Genomic DNA, 17,908 nt, shown 5'->3' with positions numbered 1-17,908 from the left:
CAGCGTCTTCCGAGGGCCTCAGGAGCACGTCCTCTTCGAGGCCGATCGCAGCCTGCGGCAGCGGTTCAGCGGTTCGAGCATGTAGCGTTATTTGCGCTGCAGCATCACCGGCAGTTGGGCCACCAGCTTCTGGTTGTTCAGCGGAGCACGGATGAAACCGCGCTGGGTGCCGTCCGGGCCGATCACCGCCAGGTTGCCGCTGTGGTCCACGGTGTAGTTGGGCTTGCTGGTATCGGCCGGGATGAAGGGAATGCTCACGGCGTTGGCGAGCTTCTGCAGGTCTTCCACCGAGGAGGCGGTCAGGCCCTTGAAGTCCTTGTCGAAGTAGCCCAAGTACTGCTTGAGCTGCTGCGGGGTATCACGGTTGGGGTCGACGCTGACCAGGACCACCTGCAGCTTGTCCACCGCTTCCTTGGGCAGCTCGCTCTTGATCTGCCGCAACTGCGCCAGGGTGGTGGGGCAGATGTCCGGGCAGAAGGTGTAGCCGAAGAACAGCAGCGACCATTTGCCCTTCAGCTCGTCGATCACCACTGGCTGGCCGTCCTGGTCGACCATCTTCACCGCAGGCAGGGTACGGCTTTGCGGCAGCAGGATGATGCCCGCATCGATCAGTGCAGTGGGGTCGCCCTGACCCTTGCCGGACAGTACTTTGTTGACGGTAAGCCCCAGCACCAGGGCCACCAGGGCAACGAGAATAAAGACGGTTTTCTGAGTTCGAGTCATAGGTTCAACAATAGGTAGTGGTCTACGAGCAGGGCGATGAACAGCAGGAACAAGTAATAAATAGAGTACTTGAAGGTGTTGATCGCCGCGTGCGGCCGAGTGCCACGGTACAGCACCCAGGCCCATTGCAGGAAGCGCCCGCCCAGGGCCAGGGCACACACCAGGTACAACACGCCACTCATATGGATGACATAGGGCAACAGGCTCACCGCCAGCAGGGCAAAGGTATAGAGCAGGATGTGCACCTTGGTGTAGTGCTCGCCATGGGTGACCGGCAGCATCGGGATATCGGCCTTGGCGTACTCCTCTTTGCGGTGGATGGCCAGGGCCCAGAAGTGCGGCGGGGTCCAGGCGAAGATGATCAGCACCAGCAGCAGCGGTTCTGCGCTCATGTGCCCGGTGGCGGCGACCCAGCCCAGCAACGGTGGAGCCGCGCCGGCCAGCCCGCCGATCACGATGTTCTGCGGCGTCGCGCGCTTCAGAAACCCGGTGTAGACCACCGCATAGCCCAGCAGCGAGGCCAGGGTCAGCCAGGCCGTGAGTGGGTTGGTGAAGGTCAGCAGCAGCGCCTGCCCGGCTAGCGCCAGGAGCAGGGCAAAGGCCAGCGCCGCTCGTGGCGATACCCGGCCTTCGGCCAGGGGCCGCTTGTGGGTCCGGGCCATCAGCGCGTCGATGCGCCGGTCCACCACATGGTTGACCGCCGCCGCCCCGCCCGCGCACAGGGCAATGCCCAGGTTGCCGAACACCAGCACGGTCCACGGAACCCCAGCGCGGGTGGCGAGGAACATGCCCACCAGCGAGGTGATCAGCATCAGCACCACCACCTTGGGTTTGGTCAGCTCCAGGTAATCGCGCCAGATCGCCTGGGGATGCTGACGTTCGCTGATCAGAGTCGCCATGGCATCTCTCCTTTGATGGTGATGGGACCCGCCATCTGTTTACGCGGGCTGAGCCGCCAGCCCAGGGGCAGGCGATCCCGGGCCCGTACCAAGCTGGTACGGGCGTGGTAGTTGACCAGCACCAGGGTCAGCAGCAGCGCCGCCCCCCCGGCGTTGTGGGCCACGGCCACCGGCAGTGGCAAATGAAAGAACACGTTGCTCAGGCCCAGGCTGACCTGCGCCCCCAGCGCCACCAGCACCAGCCCGGCCAGGCGGGTCATGCCGGTCTGCCGCAGCTGCCAGGCCAGGCCCAGCAACACCAGGGTCACCAGCACCGCGCCGATCCGGTGGGTCATGTGGATGGCGGTGCGGGCATCGCTGTCCAGTTGCCCGCCCAGGTAGTTGGGGCCGATGTGCTGGGTCAGGTGGAAGCCGTTGGCGAAATCCATGTTCGGCCACCACTGGCCATGGCAGGTGGGCAGGTCGATACAGGCCACCGCCGCGTAGTTGGAACTGACCCATCCGCCCAGGGCGATCTGCCCGATCACCAGCACCAGCCCGGCGGTGGCCCAGTACTGCAAGCGCCGCGGCACGATCAGCGCCGGCAATACCCCGGACAGGCGCAAGGTCAGCAGGAACAACAGGCTCAGGGTGGCGAAACCGCCCAGCAGGTGCGCGGTGACCACTTGCGGCCAGAGCTTGAGGGTCACCGTCCACATGCCGAAGGCCGCCTGGGCGAACACCACTGCCAGGAGGAACAGCGGCAGCTTCAGGGGCTGCCCCGGATGCCGGCGATGGGTCCAGGCCCGGGCCGCCAGGAGCACGATCAGCAGCCCCAGGGTACCGGCGAAGTATCGGTGGATCATCTCGTTCCAGCCCTTGTGGGCCTCCACCGGGGTATCGGGAAAATGCAGCTCGGCATGGGCCAACTGGGCTTCGCCTTTCGGCACGCTGATAAAGCCGTAGCAGCCGGGCCAGTCCGGGCAGCCGAGGCCGGCATGGGTCAGCCGGGTGTAGGCGCCCAGCAGCACCACGATCAGTGCCAGCAAGGTGGCAAACAACGCGAGGCGAAATCCAGGTTTGGCCATGACGATGCCCTTATCCGATGTTCGACAGTTTCAGCAGGTGGCGCAGGTCGTTGAGCAGGTCCTTGCCCTTGACCCGGGCGTCGTAGCGCAGCACCAGGTTGCTGTGGGGGTCGACGATCCACAGCTGCGGCGCCTCCTTGTCGTTGGCGCCCTTGGTGAAGGTCGCCAGGTCCAGGGGGTAGCGTTGCAGTTGCGGGTATTCACGCTGCAGCTTGGCTTCGTATTCGGCGCTCAGGGGCCGGGCGCTGGCCAGGGCATGGCTGGCCCGCGAGGCATCACGGCCCAGGGCGATCTGGATCTGCCGCGCCAGGTACACCAGTTGCTGGCAATCCACTGCGCACTCCCCGGGCGCGGTGACCAGAACCTGCCAGCGATCCTCCTCGGCCTGCACGCCGATCTGGGCGCGGGTCTGGCCATTGCCGATCAGCTCGCCGTGATAGCTGCGGCTTTCCGGTACCCAGAACTGCAGCTTGTACATGCCGGTGGCAAGGATCATCGGGCCGATCACCATCAGCAGGATCAGCACCAGTTGCCAGCGGCCGCGCCGCCGGTTGGGCGCTTGGGCGTCAGAGATGTTGGGTGGATTCATGGCCGTTCCCATGGCGTTTCTCCCGAGTGTTGTGCCAGCCGAAATAGAGATAGAGAGCGAACAGCGCCAGGGCCATGGCGAACCACTGCACCGCATAGGCCTGGTGTTTTTCCGGGCCCATGGCGACCACCGGCCATTCGGTCAGGTAGGCCCCCGGGCCCGACTCCAGGCGCACTTCATGGTCGAAACCGCTGCGGCCCAGCTCGGCCCAGAGCGCCTGCGGAGCCACGGCGGTAATCAGCCGCGGCCAGATCGCACCGCTGGGGTCGGCGTGCAGCTGGAATGCCGCGCCCGGCGAAACGTAGACCCAGGCATCCAGGCTCAGGCTCTGCTGCGGGGTGCTGAATACGGGAGGCGTGCGCCGGTCGGGCCAGGGCAGCCAGCCGCGGTTGACCAGCAGCCAGCGACCGCTGGCCTGGTCGAGGAAGGGTTGCAGCAGCTCGACCCCGACCTTGCCGTCATGCAGGCGGTTATCCAGCAACAGGCTGTGGTCGGCATCGAAATGACCGTGCAGGCGTACCCGGCGAAAAGCCGGATCCTCGCTGGCCAACAGCTCGAACACAGCCACCGGCTCCGCCGCACGGCGCTCGGCGTAGCTGGCCAGCAACTGGCGCTTCTGCTCGCCCCGGCCCAGTTGCCAGAAGCCCAGGGCAACCAGCACCGGCAGCAGCAAAAGCACCACCAGGGTCGGCCCGATGCCCGGCCGGAAGCCCTTCATGGCTGGCCTGCAAGGCTGAGAAATCCACTCGCTATACTGCTGTACATCGCGTTTCCCCCGGAGTCCCACCATGCTCAAAGCAGCCATCGTCCTGATGCTGATTGCCACGGTTGTCAGCCTGTTCAGCGGCCTGTTCTTTCTGGTCAAGGACGACAGTTCATCCAAGCGCCTGGTGACCTCACTGAGCATTCGGGTCGCGCTGGCCGTGGTCACCGTCGGCTTGATCGCCTGGGGTTTCTTCAGCGGCCAGCTGGTCTCCCACGCGCCCTGGTAGGGCGCCTCAGAGCACGTAGACGAAAACGAACAGGCCGATCCAGACCACGTCGACGAAGTGCCAGTACCAGCTGGCGGCCTCGAAGCCGAACTGGTGCTCAGCGTCGAAATGCCCGCGCATGATGCGCATCAGCATCACAAACAGGATCAGGGTGCCAATGGTCACGTGGGCACCGTGGAAACCGGTGAGCATGAAGAAGGTGGCGCCGTAGATCCCCGAACCCAGGGTCAGCCCCAGCTCGTGGTAGGCATGGATGTATTCCTCGGCCTGAAAGCCCAGGAAGGCGCAACCCAGCAGCACCGTCAGCGCCAGCCAGATCTTCAGCGCGCCGCGATGGCCTTTCTTCAAGGCGTGGTGGGCGATGGTCACGGTGACGCTGGAACTCACCAGCAGGATGGTATTGAGCAGCGGCAGGCCCCAGGGGCTGATGGTGCCCTTGGGCGGCGGAAAGAGTTTCGGGTCGGGGTTGTTGAGCAGCGGCCAGACGAACTCGAAGTTCGGCCACAGCATGTGGGCGATGCCCTTGTGCCCCTCACCGCCGAGCCAGGGCCCGGACATGTGCCGCACATAGAACAGCGCGCCGAAGAAGGCCATGAAGAACATCACTTCGGAAAAGATGAACCAGCTCATGCCCCAGCGGAACGAACGATCGAGCTGGGCGCTGTAGAGCCCGGCGCGGCTTTCCTTGACCACCGCACCAAACCATCCGAACAGCATGTAGGCCAGCAGCAGGCCGCCGACGAAAAAGATCAGCGGGCCGTGGGATTCCGGTCGCGCAGCCTTGAGGTCGTTGAACCAGGTGCCCAGGCCCACCACGGTGACGAACATGCCCACCGTTGCGATGATCGGCCACTTGCTCTGGGCGGGAACGTAATAGTGCTCATGAGTCGCCATGGGTTGTTCTCCTTATCGGGCACGCTAGATCGTCTAGCCACCGTTCTTGGCGGCAACCGCCACCGGTGGATGACGCGCGGTGATATCGAACAGCGTGTAAGCCAGCGTCAGGTGCTTCACATCCTTGGGCATGTCACGGTCAACGATGAAACGCACCGGCATCTCGATCTTCTCGCCCGGCTGCAACACCTGCTGGGTAAAGCAGAAGCACTCGGTCTTGTGGAAATACATGGCCGCGCTGCTGGGGGAGATGCTCGGGATCGCCTGGGCGCTCATCGGGTGGTCGCTGGGGTTGCGGGCGATGAAGATCATCTCGTTCACCGCCCCCGGATGGACCACGATGTCATCGGACTTGGGATAGAAATCCCAGACCATGTCGATGGCATTGGTGGACAGGAACTGCACCCGCACCTGGCGCGATACATCCACCTGCTGCCCCTGGTCCGCATACTGCCCACCGGTCTTGCCGTTGATCCCCAGGGCCTTGCACATCACGTCGTAGATCGGCACCAGGGCAAAACCGAAGACGAACATCGCCACCACCACCAGCAACAGGCGGGTCACCAGTTTCTTCAGCGTTACCTCGGCCATCTCAACGTCCTCCCAAGCCTGTAGGAGCCGGCTTGCCGGCGAAGCGGGCACCACCCTCTGGCGCCTTCGCGAGCGAGCTCGCTCCTACAGCACAGATGTTCATTTCACTTCCGGCGGGGTGACAAAGGTGTGGTACGGCGCCGGCGAGGGAATACTCCACTCCAGGCCTTCGGCACCTTCCCAGGGTTTGGCCGGAGCCGCTTTGCCGCCGCGGATGCACTTGATGACGATGAACAGGAAGAAGATCTGCGTCGCGCCGAAGGTGAACGCACCGATGGAGGACACCATGTTGAAGTCGGCGAACTGCAGGTTGTAGTCCGGGATCCGCCGCGGCATGCCCGCCAGCCCCACGAAGTGCATGGGGAAGAACGCCATGTTCATGCCGACGAAGGACAGCCAGAAGTGCAGCTTGCCCAGGGTCTCGTCGTACATGTGCCCGGTCCACTTGGGCAGCCAGTAGTAGGCCGAGGCGAAGATCCCGAAGATCGCCCCCGGCACCAGTACGTAGTGGAAGTGCGCCACCACGAAGTAGGTGTCCTGGTACTGGAAGTCCGCCGGGGCAATGGCCAGCATCAGCCCGGAGAAACCGCCGATGGTGAACAGGATGACGAAGGCCACCGCGAACAGCATCGGTGTCTCGAAGGTCAGCGAGCCCTGCCACATGGTACTCACCCAGTTGAACACCTTGACTCCAGTGGGCACGGCGATCAGCAGGGTGGCGTACATGAAGAACAGCTCGCCCACCAGCGGGATGCCCACCACGAACATGTGGTGCGCCCAGACGATGAACGACAGGAAGGCGATCGCCCCGGTGGCATAGACCATCGAGGTGTAGCCGAACAGTGGCTTGCGGCTGAAGGTGGGAATGATCGAGCTGACCGCGCCGAAGGCCGGCAGGATCATGATGTACACCTCGGGGTGGCCGAAGAACCAGAACACGTGCTGGAACAACACCGGGTCACCGCCGCCGGCTGCACTGAAGAAGCTGGTGCCGAAATGGATGTCCATCAGCATCATGGTCACCACCCCGGCCAGTACCGGCATCACCGCAATCAGCAGGAAGGCGGTGATCAGCCAGGTCCAGACGAACAGGGGCATCTTCATCAGGGTCATGCCCGGGGCTCGCAGGTTGAGGATGGTGGCGATCACGTTGATCGCGCCCATGATCGAGCTGACGCCCATCAGGTGGATGGCGAAGATGAAGAAGGTCACGCTTTCCGGGGCGTAGGTGGTGGACAGGGGGGCATAGAAGGTCCAGCCGAAGTTCGGCCCGCCGCCGGGCATGAACAGGGTCGAGATCAGCAACAGGAAGGCCGCCGGCAGCAGCCAGAAGCTGAAGTTGTTCATCCGCGGCAGGGCCATGTCCGGCGCGCCGATCATCAACGGGATCATCCAGTTGGCCAGGCCGACGAAGGCCGGCATCACCGCACCGAAGACCATCACCAGGCCATGCATGGTGGTCATCTGGTTGAAGAACGCCGGCTCGACGATCTGCAGCCCGGGCTGGAACAGTTCGGCACGGATCACCATGGCGAACGAGCCGCCCAGCAGGAACATGCAGAAGCTGAACCACAGGTACAGGGTGCCGATGTCCTTGTGGTTGGTGGTCAGTACCCAGCGCATCAGGCCCTTGGCCGGGCCATGGGCGTGGTCATCATGGCCGGCGTGGCCGTGGTCATCGATCACAGCACTCATGTCCTGTCTCCTGCGAGCGAATGGACTGGATGATCGGCGGCGAGACGCCGCGACCGGTTGCGCACATACCCCATGAGCCGGCTCATTTGCTTTCCGCCTGCTTCAGCGCCAGGACTTCCTTGGGCGTCACCATGTCGCCCTTGTTGTTGCCCCAGGCGTTGCGTTCGTAGGTGACGACGGCGGCGATGTCGACTTCCGACAGCTGCTTGCCGAAGGCCGCCATGGCGGTGCCCGGCTTGCCGTGGAACACCAGGCTCAGGTGAGCCTCCTTGGGACCGGTAGCGATCTTCGAGCCCTTGAGGGCCGGGAACATCGGCGGCAGGCCCTGGCCTTCCGCCTGGTGACAGGCAACGCAGGTGGTGTGGTAGATCTTGTCACCGCGGGCCACCAGCTCGTCGAGGGTCCATTCCTTGCTGGTCAGCTCCTTGAGCTTGGCCGCCTCGGCCTTGCGCTCGCCCATCCAGGTGTCGTAGTCGGCCTGGCTCTTGACCTCCACCACGATCGGCATGAAGCCGTGGTCCTTGCCGCACAGCTCGGCGCACTGGCCACGGTAGATGCCGGGCTTGTCGACCCGGGTCCAGGCCTCATTGACGAAACCCGGGATAGCATCACGCTTGACCGCAAAGGCCGGCACCCACCAGGAGTGGATGACGTCGGCGGCGGTCACCAGAAAGCGCACCTTGGCGCCCACCGGAAGTACCAGCGGCTGGTCGACCTCCAGCAGGTAGTGCTCGCCCTTGGTGCTCTGGTTGTGGATCTGGTCGGCGGGGGTGGCCAGGTTGCTGAAGAACTCCACGTCCTGGCCAAGGTATTTGTAGTGCCACTTCCACTGGTAGCCGGTGATCTGGATATCCACGTCCGGCTCGCTGGTGTCGTACATCTTGATCAGCGTCGCCGTGGCAGGCACGGCCATGGCCACCAGGATCAGGAAGGGAATGATGGTCCAGAGGATTTCCACCGTGGTGCTTTCGTGGAATTTGGCCGGGACCTGGCCGACGGAACGGCGGTGAACGATCATCGACCAGAACATCGCACCGAAGACGATGACGCCGATCACCACACAGATCCAGAAGATGGTCATGTGCAGGTCGAATACCGCGTGGCTTATCTCGGTCGCCCCAGGCGTCATATTCACGGTCCAGGCGGCTTGCGCCTGGCTGAATACCGACCACAACAGGAGGCCCATCCAGACATGTGGATGTCGCATCATTGCGGGTTCCCCTTATCGTTCTTGTTATCCCGCCGGCTTAACACCTGCGGCAAGGGAGCGGCTGCCTAGACTACGAACTTAAACCGGCCGAGCCTTCGCTGCATTTGCAGTCGGGCGTCATCAGCTAACTTCATACAAGGGCGAGTATAGACAGCGACTCCCACCTCGCAACGCGAGGGCGTAAATCAGCTGAAACACTAATAAGGAGGTTTGCAGGCCACGGCGGGAAAGGGATCGAGTGCCCTGGATGGCGAAACGATATAACCGTGGTGACTAAGCATGAAATAATTATGACAAATGCGTCTTAAGCGCTTTTGTAAGCAGGCTAACTTATGTTCTCCCTATTCAATTGCCCTTGTTCCCTGGAGTTTTCATGAACACCGCCGCATTGCGCGAGCAGATCAAACTGGCCCAGCAGCACGAAGCCAGTACCGGCCTCCTGACCCGTCAGTTGGAGAGCCAATTGCCTCACCTGCACCCCGCCATCCAGCTGCCCGAAGTCGACGCCAAGGGCGTCATGACCCGTTTTGTCAGCGCCTATATCGACCAGGTTCCAGACCTTCTGGACGCCGCCAACTCTGTAGCCCGGGAAGCCGGCATCGAGTCGCAGATCAAGCCGGTGCTGAAGATCGCCGAGCAATTCTTCCTCCAGCCGCCGGCCATCATGGACGGCCACGTCGGCCTCGACGGCCTGCTGGATGAAGCCTATCTGGCCCACCGTCTGGTGGAAGAGGTCAACGACCTGTACATCAAGCATTTCGGCCGTCCGCTGATCCCCCTGGACATGACTGTCGCCAACCTCATCGCCCACCAACTGATCGGCGAAACCTTCGCCAACCAGCTGGACGAAGCGGTGCACCACGCCGTCGACGCCATGCTCGACGAAGAAAGCTTCGCCCTGGAGTCGGTGGAAGCCTACCGCGAGAAACTCAGCAGCCCGGACACCGAGGCCGCCTGGAAACGCTGGCCTTGCCTGTCACGCCAACTGGGCGTGGAACTGGAACTCGACCAGCCCGCCGCCTGACCCACTCCTCGCCAGCAAGGCTCGCAGCGAGCCTTGTGGCGAAGGGCCTGGCTCGCCCAAGCCCCTCTCGCCCACCCGGCGATTCAACCTCTCGCCGCAGCCGCCCCCACGCCGCTGGTGGTGGTCAACCGGCCCTCCAGGCGCCGCTTCAAGCCCCGCGTTTCGATCACCAGCCGCGAGCCCTTGGCACTGTTGGCCCGATTCCAGTCTTCCAGCAACTCCAGGCACGCATGGTCGATATAACTGAGGTTGCTGAGGGGCACATGCACAGTGGTGGCCGGGGGAATCGTCGCCAGTACCCGAGTCAGGGCCGGCACCTTGAGAAAGGTCGCAGCGCCGACCAGACGCAACTCCATCTCGCCTTCCTCTGCCAGGTCGATCAGGCTGATCTTCAAGCGCGATGCCTTGAACGCCAGCTTGGCCAGGGTCAGGGCAAAGCCGATCAGTACCCCGGTCAGCAGATCGCTGAAGACAATCGCCAGGGCCGTCACCGCGTAAGTCAGCATCGGCATGCGCCCGTAGCGCCCCAGGCCGCGAAAGACCTTGAGGTCCACCAGCTTGAAGCCGGTGTAGACCAGCACCCCCGCCAGGCTCGCCACCGGAATGCTCTGCAGCACGCTGGACAGCACCAGCACGAAACCCAGCAGCCACAGGCCATGGAAAATCGTCGAATAACGGGTCTGGGCCCCGGCCTGGACATTGGCCGAGCTGCGCACGATGACCCCGGTCATGGGCAGGGCACCCAGCAGACCGCAGAGCATGTTGCCCACGCCCTGGGCCGACAGTTCACGATCGAAGTCCGAGCGCTGGCCGCTGTGCATGCGATCCACCGCGGCTGCGGACAGCAGGGTTTCGGCACTGGCGATAAAGGCCACGGCGAAGGCGGCGATCAGCAGGTTGGGGTCCGCCAGGTTGAGCAGGTCGGCGGGGCGCAGCCAGTCGATGGCCTCGGCCAGGTTGGCCGGCACCTCGACGCGCTTCACCGGCAGCGCCAGCAGCAGGCTGGCCAGGGTCGCCAGCCCGACACCGAGCAGGGCACCGGGGATGAACCGCAGCGCCTGGGGCCGCCACTTGTCCCAGCCCCACATCACCGCGATGGTCGCCAACCCCAGCAAGCCAGCCTGCCACCCCAGGCTCGGCAAGGCCTGCGCCAGAGCCTGGGGAAAGCCCACAAGGTTATCCAGGCCCGAGGCCTGGGGCGCGGCATCGAGCATCACATGCACCTGGGACAGCACGATCAGCACGCCGATGCCCGCCAGCATGCCGTAGACCACCGCTGGCGCCGTGACCCGGAACCAGCAACCCAGGCGCAGGCGCCCGGCCAGCAATTGCAGCAGCCCGGCCAGCAGCAGGATCGGCCCGAGCATGGCCAGCCCATGCTGGCGCACCAGCTCGAACACCAGCACCGCCAGCCCGGCCGCCGGCCCGCTGACCTGCAAGGGCGAGCCCGCCAGCCAGCCCACCACCAGGCCACCGATGATCCCGGTGATCAGGCCCTTGGCCGGCGGCAGGCCCGAGGCAATGGCGATCCCCATGCACAGGGGCAGGGCCACCAGAAACACCACCACCGAAGCCAGCAGCTCCCGTGGCAGGACACTTTTCAACTGTGCTGCACGCATGACAGTTCTCCCGACTTTTCTTCAGGCGTGGCAAAGCCGGGCCGCCAGATGGCAGCCCTGGCTACAACCACTCAGGGGGATTGAGGTGGGATCAGAAACGCGCTTTGGGCGTCGCTACCGGGATCGGGTGGCTGCCATCCAGAGGCAGGAAACAACCCTTGTCGGCGTCGTAGGCCTTGATCGAGCTGGTCTCGATGTCATAGACCCAGCCATGGATGAACAACTGGCCGTTGGCCATGCGCGAGGCCACGGAAGGATGGGTGCGCAGGTGCTGCAGTTGAGCAATGACGTTCTCTTCGGTCAGCACATGCATGCTGGAGGATTCGTCGGCGCAATCGCAGTTCTCGTGGACCATGGTCCGCGCCACTTCGGCGTGGCGCAGCCAGGCCTTGACCGTGGGCATTTTCTCCAGGCTCTGCGGGTTGAGTACCGCGCGCATGGCGCCGCAATCCGAGTGCCCGCAGACGATGATGTGATGCACCCCCAGGGCCAGCACCGCGTACTCGATCGCCGTGGAAACACCACCGTTCATCTGCCCGTAGGGCGGCACCACGTTGCCCACGTTGCGGGTCACGAACAGATCGCCCGGGGAGCTTTGGGTGATCAGCTCGGGAACGATGCGCGAGTCGGCGCAGGCAATGAACATCGCCCGCGGCCGCTGAGCGGTGGCGAGTTTCTTGAACAGCTCTTCCTGCTGCGGGAAGACTTCATGATGAAAATGCAAAAAGCCGTCAACGATGTGCTGCAGCGCTGCATCGGCGGTCTCGGCGACTTCTGTGGGTGCCGGAGCCGACGCAGCCAACGGCTGTTTATCCTTGTCACTCATGATTCATCCTCTCTGTCGGATTTGGTGAATTTTCCAGAAATATCCGGCACGACGCCAGCCATCGATAAAAAAACCACCGACCCGCTGGCGGCGACCCGTAGGTCACTCGATGAACAAGGTAGCCATGAATACTTAACTCAAACTGAACGGAAGGCTCTAGAACGCCACTATGAGCGATGGCAAAAGGCGACCAGAGTACCTCGGGAACGCTGCGCCCACTACTCAACGATAGGCCAATGCCGCTCACAACAACGACATCTGCCCGCCCGGCGGACAGAAGGCTGAACAGTCGAGATCGAAACCCTCGCGACGGTTGAGCCCCAGACGCTTGAGCGCCTTGGCAAAACGCTGGGCCAGCAGATCGGCGAAGGGCCCTTCACCGCGCATGCGGGCGCCAAAACGGCTGTCGTAGAGCTCACCGCCACGGCTCTGGCGGATCAGGCTGAGCACATGGGCCGCCCTTTGCGGGTAATGCGCCGCCAGCCACTCCTCGAACAGCGGCGCCACTTCCAGGGGCAGGCGCAGCATCATGTAGGCCGCGCTCTGCGCCCCCGCGGCATGGGCCTCGCTGAGCAGGCTTTCCAGCTCGCTGTCGTTGATCATCGGAATCATCGGCGAACACAGCACGCCCACCGGGATGCCCGCCCCGCGCATCACCCGGATGGCCCGCAAGCGCGCCTTGGGCGCCGCCGCCCGGGGCTCGAGAATGCGCTTCAACTCATCGTCCAAAGTGGTCAGGCTGATCATCACCGCCACCAGGCGCTGGCGCGCCAGCTCGCTCAGCAGGTCCAGGTCCCGGAGGATCAACGAGCCCTTGGTGACGATGGTCACCGGGTGTCGATAACGCAGCAGCACCTCCAGGGTGCGCCGGGTCAGCTGCTGTTCGCGCTCGATGGGCTGGTAGGGATCGGTATTGGACCCCAGGTTGATCGGTGCGCAGCGATAGCCGGGCTTGGACAGTTGCTGCTCCAGCAAGGCCGCGGTGTTGCTCTTGGCGATCAGCTTGGTTTCGAAATCCAGCCCCGGGGACAGGTCCCAATAGGCGTGGCTGGGCCGCGCGTAGCAATAGATGCAACCGTGCTCGCAACCGCGATAGGGGTTGATGGAGCGGTCGAAGGGCAGGTCCGGCGAACTGTTGCGGGTGATGATCGACTTGGCCGTTTCAAAGCGCACCTCGGTGCCCTGGGTCAACGGCACTTCCTGGTACCAGCCATCATCCTCGGCCACCGAACGATTGGGCGCAAAACGGTTGTGCGGATTGCTCGCGGTACCGCGACCACGGGGAGGCAGGGGGTTGAACATGGAAGCACTCCATAACTGTATGCACATACAGTAATGGAGCCGGATTTACCTGACCAGCACCTTCGGACCGAAACCCACCCCTGCCAGCGGACGTTCCCCAGTGCGACACAAGGCGTCCCGCATCCTTGGCCGACAAGCCGGCTACTGCGGGCGTGTGGCGTTAGGGTATAAGGCAGGCTCAAAGAACAGGAGCACAAGCATGCCCAGGACACCCGGCACGCTGGAAAAGATTTTCTACGCCGCAGAGGCCTACCTCCCCAGCTACGAACAAGGTGCCGACCTGATCATCGTCAGGGCGCCCGACGGGCAGTTGTGGGGAGTGGCCTGCGAGTTCGAGCTGTGCACCCAGGACATCGAAAAGGCCACCCTGAGCGGCCAGCAACCCTTCGATGAAGCGGACCCGAAGTTCGCCGAGGTGCGCTGGAGCCCCTGCCACGAAGGCATCGGCCTGCTCCCCGCAAGCTGGCAAGACCTGATGACCGCCGGGCTGGCGGACTGCATCGCCGGCTATCAACTGGAAAGCCGCCTGGGCATCCAGCGCTTCACCCAGGGCTGAACGACCATCCCGGGCCGGCGCCCGCAGCGAGCGCCGGCCTTGGGGCTAGTGGCTGGTGACCTGCCCCAGGTCGTCGTTGGAGGTGCTCTGCAAGTCGCCGTTGCGCAGCGCCGCCACATCCCCGGGCTTCACCGCCGAGGCCTGGTTGCCCCAGCTGCTGCGGATGAAGTTGACCACATCGGCCACCTCCTGGTCCGACAGACGCCAGGCGAAGGCCGGCATGGTGAAGGTCGAAGGCGCGCTGTGGGTCGCTGGCAAGGTGCCGCCCTTGAGCACGATATGGATCAGCGAGGTGGCATCCGCCGATTGCAGCACAGGATTGCCCGCCAGCGCCGGGAACACCCGGGTGTAGCCGTGGCCGTCGGTGCGGTGGCAGGCCGCGCAGTTGTCGATGTACACCGCCGCGCCCGGCTTGCTGTCGTCACCGTTCCACAGGGCCTGGGCCACTTGCTTGTCGTACTGGTGCGGCTGGTCCTTGGGGTCATTGGCCGGCAGGGACTTGAGATAGCGGGCAATCGCCGTCAGGTCGGCGTCGGTCATGTACTGCATGCTGTGGACCACCACATCGCTCATGCCGCCGAACACCGCGCTGCGATCACTGCGACCGGTCTTGAGGAACTGCACCAGTTGCTCTTCGCTCCAGCTGCCCAGGCCATCCTTGTGATCGCCACGCAGGCTCTTGGCGATCCAGCCCTCCAGCGGCGCGCTGCCAGACAGGAAGTCGCTGCCATCGCTGGCGCTCAGGGCCTTCTCCTGCATGGTCAGGGCCCGTGGCGTGTGGCAGGCGCCGCAGTGGCCCAGGCCTTCCACCAGGTAGGCACCGCGGCTGATCACCGGATCGCTGCCAGCCGCAGGTGCCGGGGTCTCCACGCTCGGGGCGAACATCCAGCGCCAGATGGACAACGGCCAGCGCATGCTCAGGGGCCAGGGAATGTCACTGTCCTGGTTGTCCCGGGCCACCGGTGCCACGCCCTTCATGAAGTAGGCATACAGCGCCTGCATGTCGGCGTCGCTGACTCGGGCGTAGGAGGGAAATGGCATGGCCGGGTACAGGGTGCTGCCGCCCTTGGCCACGCCATGGCGCACGGCTTTGTCGAAGTCCTCGAAGCTGTAGTCGCCGATGCCGGTCTTGTCCGGGGTGATGTTGGTGGAATAGATCACGCCGATGGGGGTCTCCATCGGCAGCCCGCCGGCGAACGGCTTGCCGTCCTTGGCGGTATGGCAGGCCACGCAGTCACCGGCGCGGGCCAGGTATTCGCCCTGTTGCACCAGGGCTTGCTGATCCGCTTCGGCAGCATTGGCGGCTGCGCTGCCCAGCAGCGCCAGGGTGGCGATAACGAGTGCTTTCATGGTCATCGCTCCTTATGCCTGAACCAGCGGGCCGGGGTTTTTCAGGTACTGCTCGCGGATCGCCCGGGCCGACCAGTAGGTCAACGCTGCCACCAGGCCGGTAGGGTTGTAGCCCAGGCCTTGAGGGAAGGCCGAAGCCCCGGGCACGAAGACGTTGTGCACGTCCCAGCTTTGCAGGTAGCGGTTCAGGGCGCTGGTCTTGGGGTCGGTGCCCATGATCGCGCCGCCGTTCAAGTGGGTGGTCTGGTAGGACGCAGTGTTGAAGTGCTCACCGACCTTCTTGCCCAGCAAGGCAATGGCCTTGGGGTTCATCGCCTCGGCGATCTTGCCCATTTTCTCCACCATGAAGCGGTTCATCTTGATGTCGTTTTCCTGCCAGTCGAAGGTCATCCGCAGCAGAGGCAAGCCGTAGGCATCGCGGTACACCGGGTCCAGATCCAGGTAGTTGCCACGGTAGGACTGATGCGCTCCGTGGGCGTCCATGGAGACCTGATGGGTGTAGTAGTCGGCGGTGGCTTTCTTCCAGGCACTGCCCCAGGCCGGGGTACCCGGCGGGTTGGAGGTGCCGGCGATGGGCCGGCTGCCGGCCTGGTTGACCCACATCGGCGAGCCGCCGACAAAGCCGTGGGGGCCGTGGTCGAAGTTGTCGGCGTTGAAGTCGTCCACCGCCACGCCGTTGCCGCCGGCGCCGATGAAGTTGTTGGTGTGCACGTCCTTGTCGAAGTAGGCCTTGATGGTGGCCATGTTCTGGTAGGCGAAATTCTTGCCCACCACGCCTTCGCCGGTGATCGGGTCGTAGGGCTTGCCGATGCCCGACAGCAACATCAGGCGCACGTTGTGGAACTGGAAGGCGCCGAGGATCACCAGGTCCGCCGGCTGCTCGATCTCGCGGCCCTGGCCATCGACGTAGGTGACGCCGGTGGCGCGGGTCTTGCTGCTGTCGAGGTTGACCCTGAGCACGTGGGAATTGGGCCGCAGCTCGAAGTTCGGCAGCGGCTTGAGGGCCGGCAGGATGTTCACGTTGGGCGAGGCCTTGGAGTACATGTAGCAGACGTAGCCGCTGCAGAAGCCGCAAAAGTTGCACGGCCCCATCTGTGCGCCATAGGGGTTGGTGTAAGGCCCCGAGGTATTGGCCGACGGCAGGTTGTAGGGCTTGTAGCCCACCTCATTGGCCGCTTTCTGAAACAGCTGTGCGGAATAGGTGTTCTTCTGCGATTCCAGCGGGAAGTGGTCCGAGCGATCCGGCGCATAAGGGTTGCCGCCCTTGCCGTCGCCCACCAGTTGGCCCTTCACGGTCCAGGCCTGGCCCGAGGTGCCGAAGACCTTTTCCGCGTAGTCGAAGAACGGCTCCAGCTCTTCATAGCTGACGCCGAAGTCCTGGATGGTCATGTCCTTGGGGATGAAGTTCTTACCGTAGCGTTCTTCGTAGTGGCTGCGCATGCGCAGCTCGATGGGGTCGACCCGAAAGTGCACCCCGGACCAGTGCAGGCCGGCGCCGCCCACGCCATTGCCCGGCAGGAAGGCCCCCAGTTGCCGGTTGGGCAGGGCCACGTCGTTGACGCTGTGGCGGATGGTCACCGTCTCTTTGGAAATGTCCTGGAAGAGTTTCTTGCGCACGCTGTAGGTGAGTTCGTCGATCACCTGGGGATAGTTGCCATCCGGGTAGGTGTCCTGCATCGGCCCGCGTTCCAGCGCCAGCACATTGAGCCCGGCCTCGGTCAGTTCCTTGGCCATGATCGCGCCGGTCCAGCCGAAACCGACGATCACTGCGTCGACCTTCTTCATCACTGTTGCCATGCTCAAGCCCTCTCGCCGCGAATCGATACAGCCGGGAAGGGGTATTGCTCGTTGCGTTCCACCCAATCCATGAAATCGGCGCGAGCGCCGGGAAAGCCGATCAGGGTCCAGCCCACCAGGCCTTTATTGCCACCGTGGATCGGATCGCTGAAGAAGCCTTCCTTGGTGTTCTGCAACAGCAGATTGAAGAAAAGCTTGGCCGGGACCGCGTCGAACTGCGGGGTTCCGGCCTCCAGTTGCTTGAGCAAGTCGTCTCGGGTAGCGCTGTCTTGCGCAGCAAATGTTTGCCCCTTGAGCTCTTTGCACCACGCATCCGTGGCGGCAATGCCCAGGCGATAGATGTCCTTGGGCACCAGTTTGCTCTGCCAGCCCATCTCCGGTGCGGCATCGGCCTTGAACGGGCCTTGCATGTACCACAGGGCGCCAGCGGCGTAGGGGGTATTCATCTGCCGGTCGATGTATTCCGGCACGCCGGCTTCCAGGGCGCCCGGGCCCATTTCATCGGCAGGGATCAGGCGTTCCACCGCGGCCTTGATGAAGGCCCACTCCTCGGCGGTGAAATAGCCCGGCTCATAGCCCTGGCCGCTGCCGGCGGGCTGCTTGCCCGGCGTGGCTGGTGTGGCAGCGGCGGCCGTTTCAGGTGCAGCCGCCAGCAGGGAGCCGCCCAGGCCGGTGCTGGCGACGGTGACCACAGGGATCAAGGTCAGGGATTTACGCAAGAACTCACGCCGCGGGTTGTCTCGATCTTGATCAGACATGGGTGCACCTCATCAG

Annotated in this window: 18 protein-coding genes; 3 read left to right on the top strand and 15 right to left on the bottom strand. The window is 63.9% G+C overall.

Annotation, left to right across the window (positions count from 1 at the left end; all coding sequences use genetic code 11):
* Window positions 1-87: 87 nt before the first annotated feature.
* From AC1RCO_RS16515 to AC1RCO_RS16495, 5 genes are read right to left on the bottom strand one after another with little or no spacing between them, the layout of a single operon-like run.
* Window positions 88-723 carry an SCO family protein gene (locus AC1RCO_RS16515; RefSeq protein WP_015633647.1) on the bottom strand — a complete coding sequence of 212 codons (636 nt, stop codon included), beginning with the start codon at window positions 721-723 and terminating at the stop codon, window positions 88-90.
* The gene (cyoE, locus tag AC1RCO_RS16510) at window positions 720-1,622 is read right to left on the bottom strand and encodes a heme o synthase (RefSeq protein WP_011058457.1); all 903 of its coding nucleotides are present in this window, start codon (window positions 1,620-1,622) and stop codon (window positions 720-722) included. Before cyoE ends, AC1RCO_RS16515 begins: the two co-directional genes overlap by 4 nt.
* Window positions 1,610-2,689 (bottom strand): COX15/CtaA family protein, encoded by a 1,080-nt coding sequence (locus AC1RCO_RS16505; RefSeq protein ID WP_053154819.1) that lies wholly within the window; start codon window positions 2,687-2,689, stop codon window positions 1,610-1,612. The genes cyoE and AC1RCO_RS16505 overlap by 13 nt, the downstream gene beginning before the upstream one ends.
* 10 nt (window positions 2,690-2,699) lie before the next feature.
* Window positions 2,700-3,290, bottom strand: a complete 591-nt coding sequence (locus AC1RCO_RS16500; protein ID WP_015633644.1) for a PA_0111/PP_0108 family redox-active disulfide protein — start codon at window positions 3,288-3,290, stop codon at window positions 2,700-2,702.
* Window positions 3,256-3,996 (bottom strand): SURF1 family protein, encoded by a 741-nt coding sequence (locus tag AC1RCO_RS16495; RefSeq protein ID WP_492617875.1) that lies wholly within the window; start codon window positions 3,994-3,996, stop codon window positions 3,256-3,258. Before AC1RCO_RS16495 ends, AC1RCO_RS16500 begins: the two co-directional genes overlap by 35 nt.
* Before the next feature lie 70 nt (window positions 3,997-4,066).
* Between AC1RCO_RS16495 and AC1RCO_RS16490 the strand changes: the two genes are divergently transcribed.
* Entirely contained in the window at window positions 4,067-4,270 is a 204-nt protein-coding gene (locus AC1RCO_RS16490) for a twin transmembrane helix small protein (protein ID WP_011058453.1), read from the top strand.
* Window positions 4,271-4,276: 6 nt separating this feature from the next.
* On the opposite strand, the gene AC1RCO_RS16485 is transcribed toward AC1RCO_RS16490, so the two are convergent.
* The 4 genes from AC1RCO_RS16485 to coxB all read right to left on the bottom strand — a co-directional run bounded on the left by AC1RCO_RS16485 (window position 4,277) and on the right by coxB (window position 8,660).
* Window positions 4,277-5,164 (bottom strand): cytochrome c oxidase subunit 3, encoded by an 888-nt coding sequence (locus AC1RCO_RS16485; protein WP_019095612.1) that lies wholly within the window; start codon window positions 5,162-5,164, stop codon window positions 4,277-4,279.
* A gap of 33 nt (window positions 5,165-5,197) precedes the next feature.
* Window positions 5,198-5,755: a cytochrome c oxidase assembly protein gene (locus AC1RCO_RS16480; protein WP_011058451.1), complete on the bottom strand. Its 558-nt coding sequence runs from the start codon at window positions 5,753-5,755 to the stop codon at window positions 5,198-5,200.
* A gap of 99 nt (window positions 5,756-5,854) precedes the next feature.
* Window positions 5,855-7,450 (bottom strand): cytochrome c oxidase subunit I, encoded by a 1,596-nt coding sequence (gene ctaD, locus AC1RCO_RS16475; protein WP_011058450.1) that lies wholly within the window; start codon window positions 7,448-7,450, stop codon window positions 5,855-5,857.
* Between the two features lie 82 nt (window positions 7,451-7,532).
* On the bottom strand, window positions 7,533-8,660 hold the full coding sequence (coxB, locus tag AC1RCO_RS16470; protein ID WP_011058449.1) for a cytochrome c oxidase subunit II: 1,128 nt from the start codon (window positions 8,658-8,660) through the stop codon (window positions 7,533-7,535).
* Between the two features lie 373 nt (window positions 8,661-9,033).
* Between coxB and AC1RCO_RS16465 the strand changes: the two genes are divergently transcribed.
* Complete coding sequence (locus AC1RCO_RS16465; RefSeq protein WP_015633641.1) at window positions 9,034-9,684, top strand: hypothetical protein; 651 nt, start codon at window positions 9,034-9,036, stop codon at window positions 9,682-9,684.
* An 83-nt stretch (window positions 9,685-9,767) separates the two neighbouring features.
* Here AC1RCO_RS16465 and AC1RCO_RS16460 read toward each other — a convergent pair whose 3' ends face one another.
* The 3 genes from AC1RCO_RS16460 to AC1RCO_RS16450 form a co-directional block, all read right to left on the bottom strand.
* Entirely contained in the window at window positions 9,768-11,303 is a 1,536-nt protein-coding gene (locus tag AC1RCO_RS16460; protein WP_492617874.1) for a SulP family inorganic anion transporter, read from the bottom strand.
* 91 nt (window positions 11,304-11,394) lie between these two features.
* Window positions 11,395-12,129 carry a carbonic anhydrase gene (locus AC1RCO_RS16455; RefSeq protein WP_011058446.1) on the bottom strand — a complete coding sequence of 245 codons (735 nt, stop codon included), beginning with the start codon at window positions 12,127-12,129 and terminating at the stop codon, window positions 11,395-11,397.
* A 243-nt stretch (window positions 12,130-12,372) separates the two neighbouring features.
* Entirely contained in the window at window positions 12,373-13,431 is a 1,059-nt protein-coding gene (locus tag AC1RCO_RS16450) for a PA0069 family radical SAM protein (RefSeq protein ID WP_011058445.1), read from the bottom strand.
* A 199-nt stretch (window positions 13,432-13,630) separates the two neighbouring features.
* Here AC1RCO_RS16450 and AC1RCO_RS16445 point away from each other — a divergent pair, with 199 nt between their 5' ends.
* Window positions 13,631-13,987 (top strand): hypothetical protein, encoded by a 357-nt coding sequence (locus tag AC1RCO_RS16445; protein WP_492617873.1) that lies wholly within the window; start codon window positions 13,631-13,633, stop codon window positions 13,985-13,987.
* Window positions 13,988-14,032: 45 nt separating this feature from the next.
* On the opposite strand, the gene AC1RCO_RS16440 is transcribed toward AC1RCO_RS16445, so the two are convergent.
* Genes AC1RCO_RS16440 through AC1RCO_RS16430 form a run of 3 tightly spaced genes read right to left on the bottom strand, consistent with a single transcriptional unit; the run spans window position 14,033 to window position 17,892 of the window.
* Window positions 14,033-15,337, bottom strand: coding sequence for a cytochrome c (locus AC1RCO_RS16440; RefSeq protein WP_015633638.1), 1,305 nt, complete (start codon window positions 15,335-15,337; stop codon window positions 14,033-14,035).
* Window positions 15,338-15,349: 12 nt separating this feature from the next.
* A complete protein-coding gene (locus AC1RCO_RS16435) occupies window positions 15,350-17,134 on the bottom strand; it encodes a GMC family oxidoreductase (RefSeq protein ID WP_015633637.1) in 1,785 nt (594 codons plus the stop codon).
* Between the two features lie 2 nt (window positions 17,135-17,136).
* On the bottom strand, window positions 17,137-17,892 hold the full coding sequence (locus tag AC1RCO_RS16430; protein ID WP_041114967.1) for a gluconate 2-dehydrogenase subunit 3 family protein: 756 nt from the start codon (window positions 17,890-17,892) through the stop codon (window positions 17,137-17,139).
* Between the last annotated feature and the right edge of the window lie 16 nt (window positions 17,893-17,908).

The organism is Pseudomonas sp. GW823-FHT03E05 (genome assembly GCF_058796855.1).
Note: the sequence above shows the minus strand (reverse complement) of the source record. Positions and strands in the feature narration are given on the sequence as shown.

Bases quoted from the DNA above. Each gene is read 5' to 3' on its own strand.
- AC1RCO_RS16450 (WP_011058445.1), bottom strand. From the start codon at position 13,431: ATGTTCAACCCCCTGCCTCCCCGTGGTCGCGGTACCGCGAGCAATCCG.
- AC1RCO_RS16445 (WP_492617873.1), top strand. From the start codon at position 13,631: ATGCCCAGGACACCCGGCACGCTGGAAAAGATTTTCTACGCCGCAGAG.
- AC1RCO_RS16430 (WP_041114967.1), bottom strand. From the start codon at position 17,892: ATGTCTGATCAAGATCGAGACAACCCGCGGCGTGAGTTCTTGCGTAAA.
- AC1RCO_RS16495 (WP_492617875.1), bottom strand. From the start codon at position 3,996: ATGAAGGGCTTCCGGCCGGGCATCGGGCCGACCCTGGTGGTGCTTTTG.
- AC1RCO_RS16460 (WP_492617874.1), bottom strand. From the start codon at position 11,303: ATGCGTGCAGCACAGTTGAAAAGTGTCCTGCCACGGGAGCTGCTGGCT.
- AC1RCO_RS16490 (WP_011058453.1), top strand. From the start codon at position 4,067: ATGCTCAAAGCAGCCATCGTCCTGATGCTGATTGCCACGGTTGTCAGC.
- coxB (WP_011058449.1), bottom strand. From the start codon at position 8,660: ATGATGCGACATCCACATGTCTGGATGGGCCTCCTGTTGTGGTCGGTA.
- AC1RCO_RS16485 (WP_019095612.1), bottom strand. From the start codon at position 5,164: ATGGCGACTCATGAGCACTATTACGTTCCCGCCCAGAGCAAGTGGCCG.
- cyoE (WP_011058457.1), bottom strand. From the start codon at position 1,622: ATGGCGACTCTGATCAGCGAACGTCAGCATCCCCAGGCGATCTGGCGC.
- ctaD (WP_011058450.1), bottom strand. From the start codon at position 7,450: ATGAGTGCTGTGATCGATGACCACGGCCACGCCGGCCATGATGACCAC.
- AC1RCO_RS16500 (WP_015633644.1), bottom strand. From the start codon at position 3,290: ATGGGAACGGCCATGAATCCACCCAACATCTCTGACGCCCAAGCGCCC.
- AC1RCO_RS16480 (WP_011058451.1), bottom strand. From the start codon at position 5,755: ATGGCCGAGGTAACGCTGAAGAAACTGGTGACCCGCCTGTTGCTGGTG.
- AC1RCO_RS16440 (WP_015633638.1), bottom strand. From the start codon at position 15,337: ATGAAAGCACTCGTTATCGCCACCCTGGCGCTGCTGGGCAGCGCAGCC.
- AC1RCO_RS16505 (WP_053154819.1), bottom strand. From the start codon at position 2,689: ATGGCCAAACCTGGATTTCGCCTCGCGTTGTTTGCCACCTTGCTGGCA.
- AC1RCO_RS16455 (WP_011058446.1), bottom strand. From the start codon at position 12,129: ATGAGTGACAAGGATAAACAGCCGTTGGCTGCGTCGGCTCCGGCACCC.
- AC1RCO_RS16515 (WP_015633647.1), bottom strand. From the start codon at position 723: ATGACTCGAACTCAGAAAACCGTCTTTATTCTCGTTGCCCTGGTGGCC.
- AC1RCO_RS16465 (WP_015633641.1), top strand. From the start codon at position 9,034: ATGAACACCGCCGCATTGCGCGAGCAGATCAAACTGGCCCAGCAGCAC.
- AC1RCO_RS16435 (WP_015633637.1), bottom strand. From the start codon at position 17,134: ATGGCAACAGTGATGAAGAAGGTCGACGCAGTGATCGTCGGTTTCGGC.